Source organism: Kitasatospora griseola (assembly GCF_044999035.1).
Classification (GTDB): domain Bacteria; phylum Actinomycetota; class Actinomycetes; order Streptomycetales; family Streptomycetaceae; genus Kitasatospora; species Kitasatospora griseola.
This window is the reverse complement of sequence record NZ_CP173360.1, coordinates 4,893,901-4,906,157: the sequence shown is the minus strand read 5'-3', so window position 1 is coordinate 4,906,157 and position 12,257 is coordinate 4,893,901. Positions and strand designations below refer to the sequence as shown.

At 73.9% G+C, this 12,257-nt stretch carries 10 protein-coding genes; 2 read left to right on the top strand and 8 right to left on the bottom strand.

Translation table 11 applies throughout. From position 1 onward, the window contains the following. Nucleotides 1–10 precede the first annotated feature (10 nt). Nucleotides 11–1,498 carry an alpha/beta hydrolase gene (locus ACI1MP_RS22315; protein ID WP_404869324.1) on the top strand — a complete coding sequence of 496 codons (1,488 nt, stop codon included), beginning with the start codon at nucleotides 11–13 and terminating at the stop codon, nucleotides 1,496–1,498. A gap of 113 nt (nucleotides 1,499–1,611) precedes the next feature. On the opposite strand, the gene ACI1MP_RS22310 is transcribed toward ACI1MP_RS22315, so the two are convergent. Continuing rightward, nucleotides 1,612–4,824, bottom strand: coding sequence for a BTAD domain-containing putative transcriptional regulator (locus ACI1MP_RS22310; RefSeq protein WP_404869323.1), 3,213 nt, complete (start codon nucleotides 4,822–4,824; stop codon nucleotides 1,612–1,614). A 79-nt stretch (nucleotides 4,825–4,903) separates the two neighbouring features. After that, complete coding sequence (locus tag ACI1MP_RS22305; protein WP_157815618.1) at nucleotides 4,904–5,344, bottom strand: hypothetical protein; 441 nt, start codon at nucleotides 5,342–5,344, stop codon at nucleotides 4,904–4,906. 126 nt (nucleotides 5,345–5,470) lie between these two features. Here ACI1MP_RS22305 and mug point away from each other — a divergent pair, with 126 nt between their 5' ends. Further along, nucleotides 5,471–6,043 (top strand): G/U mismatch-specific DNA glycosylase, encoded by a 573-nt coding sequence (gene mug / locus ACI1MP_RS22300; protein WP_404869322.1) that lies wholly within the window; start codon nucleotides 5,471–5,473, stop codon nucleotides 6,041–6,043. On the opposite strand, the gene ACI1MP_RS22295 is transcribed toward mug, so the two are convergent. The 6 genes from ACI1MP_RS22295 to ACI1MP_RS22270 all read right to left on the bottom strand — a co-directional run bounded on the left by ACI1MP_RS22295 (nucleotide 6,029) and on the right by ACI1MP_RS22270 (nucleotide 12,226). Further along, nucleotides 6,029–6,799, bottom strand: coding sequence for a phosphotransferase enzyme family protein (locus ACI1MP_RS22295; RefSeq protein WP_404869321.1), 771 nt, complete (start codon nucleotides 6,797–6,799; stop codon nucleotides 6,029–6,031). The genes mug and ACI1MP_RS22295 overlap by 15 nt on opposite strands. 82 nt (nucleotides 6,800–6,881) lie before the next feature. Continuing rightward, nucleotides 6,882–7,283, bottom strand: a complete 402-nt coding sequence (locus ACI1MP_RS22290) for a YccF domain-containing protein (RefSeq protein WP_100587142.1) — start codon at nucleotides 7,281–7,283, stop codon at nucleotides 6,882–6,884. Nucleotides 7,284–7,417: 134 nt separating this feature from the next. Next, nucleotides 7,418–7,837 (bottom strand): SHOCT domain-containing protein, encoded by a 420-nt coding sequence (locus ACI1MP_RS22285; RefSeq protein ID WP_380334411.1) that lies wholly within the window; start codon nucleotides 7,835–7,837, stop codon nucleotides 7,418–7,420. 112 nt (nucleotides 7,838–7,949) lie between these two features. Beyond that, complete coding sequence (gene ctaD / locus ACI1MP_RS22280) at nucleotides 7,950–9,662, bottom strand: cytochrome c oxidase subunit I (protein WP_380334408.1); 1,713 nt, start codon at nucleotides 9,660–9,662, stop codon at nucleotides 7,950–7,952. A 98-nt stretch (nucleotides 9,663–9,760) separates the two neighbouring features. Next, nucleotides 9,761–10,618 (bottom strand): zinc metalloprotease HtpX, encoded by an 858-nt coding sequence (htpX, locus tag ACI1MP_RS22275; protein ID WP_100587140.1) that lies wholly within the window; start codon nucleotides 10,616–10,618, stop codon nucleotides 9,761–9,763. Nucleotides 10,619–10,723: 105 nt separating this feature from the next. Beyond that, nucleotides 10,724–12,226, bottom strand: a complete 1,503-nt coding sequence (locus tag ACI1MP_RS22270; protein ID WP_100587333.1) for an NADH-quinone oxidoreductase subunit N — start codon at nucleotides 12,224–12,226, stop codon at nucleotides 10,724–10,726. Between the last annotated feature and the right edge of the window lie 31 nt (nucleotides 12,227–12,257).

Genomic DNA, 12,257 nt, shown 5'->3' with positions numbered 1-12,257 from the left:
AGGGGTCGCCGTGGCCGCGGTGCTGGGGACGACGGCCCCGGCGGTGGCGGTCGCGGCGGCGGTGCCGCGGTTGACCTGGGCGGCGTGCGCAGGCGGTTTCGAGTGCGCGACCGCCGAAGTGCCGGTGGACCACCGTGACCCGCGGGGCGCCAAGCTCGATCTGGCCGTGATCCGGCATCCGGCGGGTGACCCGGCGCACCGGATCGGTTCGCTGTTCTACAACCCGGGCGGGCCGGCCGTGCCGGGGACGGCGGCGCTGCCGCTGATGCTGGACCGGTTCCCGGAGGAGGTGCGGCAGCGGTTCGACATCGTCAGCTTCGATCCGCGCGGCACCGGGGGCAGCGCTCCCGTCCGGTGCTTCGACGACCCGGCGGACGAGCAGGCCCTGCTGGCACGCACCGCGGTCGGCTTCCCGGAGGGCGCGGAGCAGGAGCGGGCCTGGACGGACGCGTACCGGCGGCTGGGCGAGCAGTGCGCGACCCGCCCGCTGGTGTCGCACCTGTCCACCGCGAACACGGCCCGGGACCTGGACCTGCTCCGCCGCGCCGTCGGCGACCGGGACCTCACCTACCTAGGCACCTCGTACGGGAGCTACCTCGGCGCGACCTACGCCAACCTGTTCCCGGGCCGGGTGCGCGCCATGGTGCTGGACAGCGGCCCGGACCCGGTGGCCTGGTCGACCGGGAGCGGGCGGGAGGCCGCCGCCACGGGCCCGCTGCTGCGCAACCGCAGCGACGTCGCCGCCGGTCGGGTGCTGAACGCGTTCCTCGACGCATGCGGCCAGGCCGGCCCCTCCGGGTGCGCGTTCTCGGCCGGGACGGCCGCCGCCACCCGGGCCCGGTACGACGAGTTGCTGACGCGTTTGCGGGCCCACCCGGTGGCACTCGGCGACGCCGCGTTCACCGAGGCCGCGGCGGTGGAGGCGACGATCGTCTCGCTGTACGCCGCAGCGCCCGTCCCCGGCCTCCCCGGCAGCGGATGGGCGCAGCTCGGCACGCTGCTGCAGACCTTGTGGGCGGCGGGCGACGCACCCACCGCGCCACTGCCGCCCGTCGTCCATCCGTCGCCGGACCAGGCCCTGGCGGTGGTGTGTTCGGACAGCGCCGGCCCCTCGGCCGCCGCCGACCACGCGGGAACGGCGGCGCTCGCCCTGGCCCGCTCGGGTCCGGTCGGCCCCTGGTTCGCCTGGATCGACGAGCGCTGTGCCGGCTGGCCGGCCCGGGACGCCGCCCGGTACGACGGCCCGTGGAACCGCCGCACGGCCCGACCGGTCCTGGTGGTCGCCAACACCGGTGACCCGGCGATGCCGTACGCGGGTTCGCAGGCGATGGCCCGTTCACTGGGCCGGGCCGAACTGCTGACGGTCGACGGCTTCGGCCACACCGTCCTGGCCAACCCGAGCGACTGCGCGGCCCGGTACGAGGCCCGCTACCTGGTGGACGGCGTCCTGCCCCCGTCGGGCACGGTGTGCGCACCGAACCACCGGCCGTTCGAGTAGTCGGCTGGCCGGCGGGACAGTCGAGGTCGGGAAGCGCGGGACGACGCCCGGCCCCGACTGCCGGTGACGACGCGTGCAGCGATCAGGCGGACCGCTCGCACGCCAAACGAACGTCAGCCGTCCAGCTCTTGACCGGCCGTCAGCGCGAACGCCTCCGGCTCCGCCAGCGCCGGCCCGCGCTCCCAGGCGGCCCGGAACGCGGCACCCCCGAGGGCGGCGGCACAGCCGTCCAGGACGGCGCGCAGTTCCGGGTCGCCGGCATCGTGGCCGCCGCGCAGGGCGTAGGCGGCGGCCAGGGCGGTGGTGGCGCGGGCGGGGTCGGCGAGGGCGAGGCGGTGCTCGGCCCAGGCTTCCAGGACGTCGGCGCGGACCGGGCGGTCCCGGGTGGTGACGGCCAGTTCGAGGGCGCGGCGGTGGAGGGAGGCGGCGGCAAGGGGGTCGGCGAGACGGTGGTGGGTGCGGGCCAGGCTGCTGTGGACGAGGGCGAGCAGGTGGTGGTGGGTGGGGGTGGTGGCAGGGAGTTGTTCGAGTTGCTGGAGCGTGCGGCGCTGGGTGGCCAGCGCGGCGGTGAAGTCGCCGGTGCGGCGGGCGAGTTCGCCGAGTGCGTAGTGGGCGGCGGCCTGCAGGTGCGGGTCCCGGGCGTGTTCGGCGGCGGTGCGGGCGCGTTCGAGGTCGGCGCGGGCGGCGGTCGGGTCGCCGTTGCGGGTACGGAGGCGGCCGGAGAGCAGGAGGGTCAGGGGGGATTCGCCGGTGCCGCCGGTCTCGGTGTCGTGGAGGGCGGCTTCGTCGAGGGCGGCGAGGGCTTCCTCGACGGCGCCGGTGAGGGCCAGTTGCGCGGCGAGGGTGACCAGGGCCATGGCCAGTCCCCAGCGGTCGCCCCGGGCACGGAAGCCGTCGACGGCGGTGCGCAGGGAGCGTTCGGCGGGTTCGATCCGTCCGGCGCTCAACTCGATGCGGCCGAGGACGAGTCGAGCGGCGGAGCGGATCCACGGGTCGGGGTGTGCGCAGTACTGCCGGGCGGTCGCGCCGGGGGCGTCCGGCGGTCCGCCGGCGGCGAGCAGCAGGGCGGCGGCGAGGGCGGTCGGGTGGTCGCCGTCCCGGGCGGTGGCGAGGGCCGCACCGAGCGCGGGGGGCGGCAGCCGCGTCTCGGCGCCGCGGAGCGGGGCGGTGAGCAGGTCGAGGATCACGCACCGGGCGTGTTCCTGTTCCAGGCCGGGCGGCGGGGTGGCGCCGTGTGCGGCGAGGACGGCCGCGGCCCGTTCGCCGGCTTCGTGGGCCCGGCCGCGCATCAGCCAGGGCCAGGTGCGGGCGGCGGCGAGTCGTAGGGCGTGGTCGGGCGGGCCGGCGGTGACGGCGCGGCGGAGGGCGGCGTCCAGGTTGTCCTGTTCGGCGTCGAGCCGGGCCAGTCGGTCGGCCTGACGGTCCGTCCGCAGCAGGGGTTCGGCGTGTTCGGCGAGGTCGAGGAAGCAGCGCAGGTGGGCGGTGGCGGTGCGGTCGTGCTCGTCGGCTTCGGCGAGCCGTTCGGCGGCGTAGGCGCGGACGGTCTCCAGCAGGCGGTAGCGGGCCTCGCCGGTGTCCGAACCGCCGGCGGCCAGCAGGGACTTGTCGGCGAGGGCGGTCAGCAGGTCCTCGACGGCGGTGGGGTCGGGGGCGGGCCCGGTGGGCCAGTGCGCGGCGCAGACGGTGTGCGCGTCGCGGAGGGTGGCCCCACCGGCGAAGACCGAGAGCCGGCGCAGCAGGACGCGTTCGTCCTGGTCGAGCAGGTCCCAGCTCCAGTCGATGACGGCGCGCAGGGTGCGGTGCCGGTCGGGGGCGGTGCGCGGGCCGCGGTCGAGCAGGCGGAGGCGGTCGTGCAGGCGGGCGGCGATCCGGTGGGGGTCGAGGGCGCGCAGTCGGGCGGCGGCGAGTTCGATCGCCAGGGGGAGGCCGTCGAGCTCGCGGCAGATCCGGACGACGGGTTCGAGGTTCTCCCGGTCCAGGGTGAAGCCGGGGCGGGCGGCGGCGGCCCGTTCGACGAAGAGGGCGACGGCGGGGTGGGCGAGGGCCTGCTGCGGGGTGCCGCCGGGTTCGGGGACGGCGAGCGGCCGCACCGGCCAGAGCGTCTCGCCGGGGACGCCGAGCGGTTCGCGGCTGGTGGCGAGCACGGTGAGCCGGGGGGCGGCGGCGAGCAGGCGGTGGGCGAGGTGGGCGGCGTCCGCGACGAGGTGTTCGCAGTTGTCGAGGACGAGCAGCACGTCGCGGCCGTCCAGGGCGCGGACGATCCGCTCGACGGGTCCGCCGGGCGGCTCGCCGGCGGGGAGGCCGCCGGTGAGCGCCCCGCTGTCGGCGGGGCGGCGCAGGGCGCCGAGGACGGCCCGGGCCGGTCCGTCGGGGCCGTCGGCGCCCGCGAGTTCGGCGAACCGGACGTCCGCGCCCACGGCGGCCGCGGCGGCCACGGCGAGCCGGGTCTTGCCGACGCCGCCGGGCCCGGTGAGCGTCACCAGTCGGGAACGGCGCAGGCGGTCCCGAACGGCCGCCAGGTCGGTGTCGCGGCCGATCAGGGCGGTGAGCGGGCCGGGCAGCACGGTGCGCGCGGGCGGGCGCCGGCCGGCCAGGACGTGCAGGTGGGCGTCGCGCAGTTCGACGGAGGGGTCGGCGCCGAGCTCGTCGGCCAGCGTCTGCCGGGTGCGGTCGAACACCTCCAGGGCGGCGGCGCTCTGCCCGTTGGCGTACAGGGCGCGGACCAGGCGGGCGGCGGTGCGTTCGCGCAGCGGGTGGTCGACGCGGAGGCCGGTGAGTTCGGCGATCAGCCGGGGCAGGGCGTCGGGGTCGCCGAGGGCGAGCAGCGCGTCGGCGCGGTCCTCGACGGCGGCGAGCCGGAGTTCGGCGAGCCGGGCGGCGGGGGCGGCGGTGAATTCGGCGGCTTCGGCGTCGGCGAACGGCGCCCCGCGCCAGAGGTCCAGGGCCGCGCCCAGTTCGGTCGCCGCGCGGGCGGGTTCGCCGGCCGCGAGGGCGGCCCGGCCGGTGGCGGCCCGCTGTTCGAAGTCCCAGGCGTCGATGTGCCGGCGGGGCAGGTCGAGCAGGTAGCCGGCGGGGTGCGAGGCGATCGCGGTCCGGTCCTCGGCGAGGGTGCGGCGCAGCCGGGAGACCAGGGACTGCACGGCGCCGGCCGGTTCGTCCGGCGGGGTGTCGCCCCAGAGGTCGTCGACCAGCCGTTCGCGGGTCACCACCCGCCCGGGGTCGAGGGCGAGCCGGATCAGCAGCAGCCGCAGTCTGGCGCCGCCGGGTCCGTCGGTCGGCCCGTCGCCGCGTACCAGTTGCAGTGGCCCCAGGACATTGATCCGCATGGTGTCCGTCCCCGTTCCGACCGATCGACCGGTGATCATTCTCGCGTCGTCGGGGCGGGCCGTTCGCGGCGGGTCCGGGTCAGGCCTCCGGCGGTTCGGCGGCCACCAGCGACGCCAGGGCGGCGGCGAGTTCGGGCAGGGCGGCAGCGGGGGCGCCGAGGGCGTGCAGGATCCGGTCGAGCGGGGCGCCGTCGGCGGGGGTGAGCGGGCCGAGGGTGATCCGGCCGTCGTACCAGAGGGCGGCGCGCCGGCCGGCGGGGTGCTCGGCGTCGATCTCGGCGAAGGCGATCTGCGCGGCCTTGGACCAGCCGGCGATCCGCAGCGCGAATCCGGAGGGGAATCGCTTGAAGTCGTAGTCGGGCGCGGTGGACGGATGCTGAAGTGCGTTGTGGAGTTCGTCCGTCATCGGGATGAGCGCCAGCCCGTGGGACAGGCGGGTGACCCGCGCGAGTGGGAGTTCGGCCGCCACGACGGTGATCAGCTCATCGGTGGCGATCAGGGCGTTCAGTTCGTATGGCACCACCCCATTCTCCGTCCGAACAGTCATCAGGTCTGGAAAACAATCGAACTGGCTATCCATCCGATATACCGGACATGAACGTATCAAGTACCCGAGGCCGCAATCGCGTACGGCAGAGTGGTCCGGGTGACCCGCACTCCCCCGTCCCGCCCGACTCCCGAGCAGCTCGCCGCCGCCCAGGACACCACCATCCCCGACGTGGCCGCGCCGGGCCTCCGGGTGCTGTTCTGCGGCATCAACCCCGGCCTGTGGTCGGGCGCCACCGGCCACCACTTCGCCCGGCCCGGCAACCGTTTCTGGCCCGCCCTGCACCGCTCCGGCTTCACGCCGCGGCAGCTCGGCCCCGAGGAGCAGGACGAACTGCTCGCCCTCGGGCTCGGCATCACCAACGTGGTCGCCAGGACCACCGCGAAGGCCGCCGAACTGACCGCCGAGGAGTACCGGGCGGGCGGCGAGGCGCTGACCGCCCGGGTGCTGCGCCTGCGCCCGCGCGCCCTGGCGGTGCTCGGCATCGGCGCGTACCGGGCCGCGTTCGGGCGGCCGAGGGCGGCGGTCGGCCGGCAGCCGGAGAGCATCGGCGACACCGAGGTCTGGCTGCTGCCGAACCCGAGCGGGCTGAACGCGCACTACACCCTGGACGGGATCGCCGCCGAGTTCCGCGCCCTGCGCGAGCACCTGGAGGCGTCAGGCACCGAGTAGCGCCCGCTCGAAGCGGTCGCGCTCGCGCAGCACGTACGCGGCGTCCGACAGGTACATCAGGTGGTGCCCGTCGGCCAGGTGCGAGGCGAACGCGGCGCTGCCGGCGGCGGCCTCGGCCCGCATGTGGTCGACCAGGGCGTGCAGCCGGGCCGCGAGGGCGTCCACCAGCCCGGCCCGGCCGGCCTCGTCGAGCCCGTAGGCGTCGCAGAACTCCCGGGCGCGGGCGGCCTGTTCGTCCGGGGTGCCGAAGCCGTCGGCGTTGCCGGGGGCGGTGGTCGGCGTCCAGCGGTAGACCGCGTACGCGACGTCCCACAGCCGGGGGCCGGGGTGGGCGGTGTCGAAGTCGATGACGCCGACCACCTCCTCGCCGTCCAGCACGCAGTTGTGCGGGGCGTAGTCGCCGTGGCAGATCACCTCGGCGGGCTCGCGGGCGGGCAGCATCCAGCCCTCGGCCGCGTACCCGGCGGTGGCGTCGTGCAGGGCCCGCAGCACCCGGGCCGCCGTCAGCAGCGCGGTGCGGGAGGCGGCGGCCGGCGTGGCCGGGTAGTCGGAGACCTCGCCGGGCAGGAAGTCGAGGATCTCCCGCCCGTCCGCCGTCAGCCCGTGGAACGCCGGCCCGGCGGTGAACCCGCTCGCCCGCAGGTGCCCGAGCAGCCCGTGCACGGCCGGCGACCACGGCCCGGTCGGCCGCAGCACCCGGTCACCGACCTGCTCCACCTGGTTGACGCCGCCGGCCAGGATCTCCCTGTCCGCCACGCACTCGCTCCTCTGCCTCGACGGCCTTCCGGGACCGGACGGTTCTATCCCGGCCCCGGACGGCTGCCAACCGGTTTTCCGGTCAGCGGGCGCCGAAGCCGTCGTCGGTCCGGACCACCTCGCGGCCGAGCGGGGTGAGCGAGATCGGCACCATCTTGAGGTTCGCCCAGCCGAACGGGATGCCGATGATCGACAGGAACAGCGGGATCGAGGTGACGATGTGGCCGATCGCCAGCCACCAGCCGGCGAACACCAGCCAGATCACGTTCCCCACGCAGGACGGCGCGCCGGCGTCGTCCCGCACCACGGTGGTACGGCCGAACGGCCAGAGCATGAAGCCGGCCAGCCGGAAGGACGCGATGCCGAACGGGATCGTGACGATCAGGACGAAGCAGATGATCCCGGCGAGGGCGTACCCGATCGCCATCCACAGCCCGCAGAACAGCAGCCAGATGACGTTGAGCAGGAAGTTGATCAGCTTCATGCCTCCAGCGTCCCACGGTGCGGCCGAGCTGGGGAGCCGGTGCGGCGCCGTTGTGGCAGGGGTGTGACGCGGCGGGGCCGGGCAGACCGAAGGCCCGTCCCGGAGGTGTCCGGGGCGGGCCTTTCGCGGGGCGGTCAGGCGAGGAGTTTGTCCTTGGCCCGCTGGTACTCCTCCTCGGTGATCGCGCCGCTGCTCTTGAGGTCGGCCAGCCGGTGGAGGTCGTCGACGTGGCTCTTCGCGGACGCGCCGCCGCCCTCCTCGGCGGGGCCGGTGCCGGCGGCACGGCGGATGTAGTCCTGGAAGGCGGCGTCGGCCTGTTTGGCCTGGGCGACGTCGCGTTCGTGCATGGAGCCGCCGCGGACGATCAGGTAGATCAGAACGCCGAGGAAGGGCAGCAGGATCACCAGGACCGTCCAGCCCGCCTTGGCGCCGCCGCCCATGTCCTGGCTTCGGAAGATGTCCGTGATGATCTTGAACAGCAGGAAGAACCAGAGGATCCAGAGGAACAGCTCCAGCATCGTCCAGAAGATGTTGAGCAACGGATAGTTGTCCATGACGCTCCGATCCCGCGCACAGTCAGACCGAATGTCCCCGCACCTCGAACGGCACAGGGACGAAACGATTCGTATCACCGCCAATCGGGCATCGCATGTCGGGCGGCGGACGTCAGTCCGGGTTGTTCTGCAGGCGGTCCAGCTCCGCGATGTCGGGGTGGTGCAGGTCGAACGCCGGGGACTCGGAGCGCACCCGCGGCAGGGTGACGAAGTTGTGGCGGGGCGGCGGGCAGGAGGTCGCCCACTCCAGCGAGCGGCCGTAGCCCCACGGGTCGTCCACGGTGACCCGCGGCGCACGGCCCGCGGTCCGCCAGACGTTGTAGAGGAACGGCAGGGTGGACAGGCCCAGCAGGAACGAGCCGATGGTGGAGACGGTGTTCAGCGTGGTGAAGCCGTCCGAGGCCAGGTAGTCCGCGTACCGGCGGGGCATGCCCTCCGCCCCCAGCCAGTGCTGGACCAGGAACGTGGTGTGGAAACCGACGAACAGCGTCCAGAAGTGGATCTTCCCGAGGCGCTCGTCCAGCATCCTGCCGGTCATCTTCGGCCACCAGAAGTAGAAACCCGCGAACATCGCGAACACCACCGTCCCGAACACCACGTAGTGGAAGTGCGCGACCACGAAGTAGCTGTCCGAGACGTGGAAGTCGATCGGCGGCGAGGCCAGCAGCACGCCCGTCAGGCCGCCGAACAGGAAGGTCACCAGGAAGCCGACCGACCAGAGCATCGGCGTCTCGAACGACAGCGAGCCGCGCCACATGGTGCCGATCCAGTTGAAGAACTTCACCCCGGTCGGGACGGCGATCAGCAGCGTCATGAAGGAGAAGAACGGCAGCAGCACCTGCCCCGTCACGAACATGTGGTGCGCCCAGACCGTGATCGACAGGCCCGCGATCGCGATGGTGGCGGCGATCAGGCCGGAGTAGCCGAACATCGGCTTGCGGCTGAACACCGGGATGATCTCCGAGACGATGCCGAAGAACGGCAGCGCGATGATGTACACCTCGGGGTGGCCGAAGAACCAGAACAGGTGCTGCCAGAGGATCGCCCCGCCGTTCGCCGGGTCGAAGACGTGCGCGCCGAACTTGCGGTCGGCCTCCAGACAGAGCAGCGCGGCGGCCAGCACCGGAAAGGCCATCAGCACCAGCACGGCCGTCAGCAGCACGTTCCAGACCAGGATCGGCATCCGGAACATGGTCATCCCCGGCGCCCGCAGGCAGATGATGGTCGCGACGAAGTTGACCGAGCCGAGGATGGTCCCGAAGCCGGAGAACGCCAGGCCCATGATCCACAGGTCGGCGCCGATGCTCGGCGAGTGCACCGCGTCGTTCAGCGGCGCGTACGCGAACCAGCCGAAGTCCGCCGCGCCCTGCGGGGTGACGAACCCGGCCATCACGATCAGCGAGCCGAACAGGTAGAGCCAGTACGCGAAGGCGTTCAGCCGGGGGAACGCGACGTCGGGGGCGCCGACCTGCAGCGGCATGAACCAGTTCGCGAAGCCCGCGAACAGCGGGGTGGCGAACATCAGCAGCATGATCGTGCCGTGGATGGTGAACAGCTGGTTGAACTGCTCGTTGGAGAGGAACTGCGTCCCCGGCCGGGCCAGCTCGGCCCGCATCAGCAGCGCCATCACGCCGCCGACCAGGAAGAACCCGAACGAGGTGACCAGGTACAGGGTGCCGATCTGCTTGTGGTCGGTGGTGGTCAGCCACATCACCAGCCGGCGGCCCCGGTGGGGGCGGGTGGCCCGGCCGAAGCGGCGGCGCGGTGCCGGGGGTGCGGGTGGGCCGGTCACGCCCAGTTCGGCATCGCTCGGCAGTATCGTCACCGCACCGCACCTCCGGCCTCGGGTCTGGCAGTGCGTCCAGCACTACCAGCGGGGCCGGAGGCCCGGGCGGACGCTCGCCGCGCCCTCCCCCGAAGGAATCAGCGGCCGGCCATCCGCTCCAGGCGGTCGATCCGCTCGCGCATCGGCGGGTGGGTGGAGAACAGCTTCGCGCCGACCTCGCCGGGCCGGAACGGGTTGGCGATCATCATGTGGCTGGCGGTCTGCAGCTGCGGCTCGGGCGGCAGCGGCAGGCGCTGGGTGCCGGCGTCCAGCTTGCGCAGCGCGCTGGCCAGGGCCAGCGGGTCGCCGGTGATCCGGGCCCCGTCGGCGTCCGCCTGGTACTCGCGGGAGCGGCTGACGGCCAGTTGGATCAGGCTCGCCGCGATCGGCCCCAGGATCATGATCAGCAGCATGCCGAGCAGGCCCGGGCCCTCGTCGTCGTCGGAGCGGCCGATCGGGATCAGCCAGGCGAAGTTCACCAGGAACATCACCACCGAGGCCAGCGCGCCGGCCACCGAGGAGATCAGGATGTCCCGGTTGTAGACGTGGCTGAGCTCGTGGCCGAGCACCCCGCGCAGCTCCCGCTCGTCCAGCAGCTGGAGGATGCCGTCGGTGCAGCAGACCGCCGCGTTGCGCGGGTTGCGGCCGGTGGCGAAAGCATTCGGCGCCGGGGTGGGCGAGATGTAGAGCCGGGGCATCGGCTGCCGGGCCGCGGTGGAGAGCTCCCGGACGATCCGGTACAGCTGCGGGGCCTCGATCTCGCTGACCGGCCGGGCCCGCATCGCGCGCAGCGCCAGCTTGTCGCTGTTCCAGTACGCGTAGGCGTTGGTGCCGAGCGCGATCAGCAGCGCCACCAGCAGACCGGTGCGGCCGAAGAAACTGCCGATCACCAGGATCAACGCGGACAGGCCGCCGAGCAGAACGGCCGTCCGCAATCCGTTGTGGTGGCGGTGCACTGCGGGCCCTCCTGTGGTGCCGGGGAAGCCTGTGGAGCAGCTTCCTTCTGCCGGGATCAACGCGCCGAGCTGGCCCGATCGTTCCCTTCGGCATTCGACCACAGGTCAGAACAGGCTGCCCGACACCACCTGCAACACCAGTTGCGGAGCCACCGAGAGCACCACGGCGCCGCTCGCCGCGAGACCGAGCGCGGTGGCCAGCGGGGCCGGAACGCGGCGCGGCGCGACGACCTGCTCGGCGGACGGGGCGAACAGCAGCGCCGTCCACTTCAGGTAGTAGGCGAGCGCGATCACCACGTTCACCGCCATCACCACGGCCAGCCAGCCCAGGCCCGCGTCCACGGCCGACCGGAACACCACGACCTTGCCGAACAGGCCGACCACGCCCGGCGGCAGACCGGCCAGGCAGAGCAGGAAGAACGCCAGCGCGAACGCCGCCCAGCGGTTGCGCCCGGCCAGCCCGCGGAACGACTCCAGCCGGCCCGAGCCGCCGACCAGCGCGACCACGCCGAACGCGCCCAGGTTCACCAGGCCGTAGATCAGCGCGTACGCCACCGTCGCCCCCAGCGGCTCGGCGGAGCCGGCGTACCCGGCGGCGGCCAGCGGCACCAGCAGGTAGCCGGCCTGGCCGACCGAGGACCAGGCCAGCAGCCGCACCGCGCCGTACGGGGTGTCGGCGCGCTGCCGCAGCGCCGCCGCGTTGCCGACCGTCATGGTCAGCGCGGCCAGCACCGCCAGCACCAGGCCCCAGGTGTGGCCGTACGGGCGGAACGCCAGCGTGGTGACCAGCGCCAGACCGGCGAGGCCCGCGGCCTTGCCGACCACCGACAGGTAGCCGGCCACCGGGAGCGGCGCGCCGACGTAGGTGTCGGGGACCCAGAAGTGGAACGGGACGGCGGCGGTCTTGAACGCGAAGCCGACCAGGGTGAGCACCGCGCCGGCCTCGGCCAGCGGCTTCAACTGGGCGGGGGCGTGTGCCAGGCCGTCGGCGATGCCCTGGAGCTGGATCGTTCCGGCGGCCGCGTAGACGAAGCTGACGCCGAGCAGCATCACGGCGGTCGCGGTGACGGAGGAGAGGAAGAACTTGAGCGCGCTCTCCGCGCCCCGGCCGTCCCGGCGCAGCGCGACCAGCGCGAACGCGGGCAGGGTGGCGACCTCCAGCGCGATCACCAGGGTGGCGAGGTCGCGGGCGGCGGGCAGCAGGGCGGCGCCGCAGGCGGAGGAGAGGAGGAGGAACCAGTACTCGCCGCCGGGGAGCTTCTCGTCCTCGACCGTGTGCAGCGAGAGCAGCGCGGTGAGCAGCGCGCCGCCGAGGGCGAGCAGCTGGAAGGCGAGCGCGAAGTGGTCGGCGGTGTAGGAGCAGCCGCCGCTCGTGAAGCAGAACGTGGAGCGGGTGTCGCCGAGCACCAGCGGCAGCAGGGCGGCCAGCGCGGCGAGCAGGCCCGCGGCGCTCAGCCACCCGAGCAGGCGCTTGCGGGCCTCGGGCAGGAACAGGTCGGCGACCAGCACGGCGAGGGCGGCGAGCGCGGCGATCAGCGGCGGGGCGATGGCCACCCAGTCGACGGACTGGATCAGGCCGCCCGGGTCGGCGACGGCGAGCGGAGTCATGAGGGGCTGCCCCAGGTCGTGAGTGGTGGTC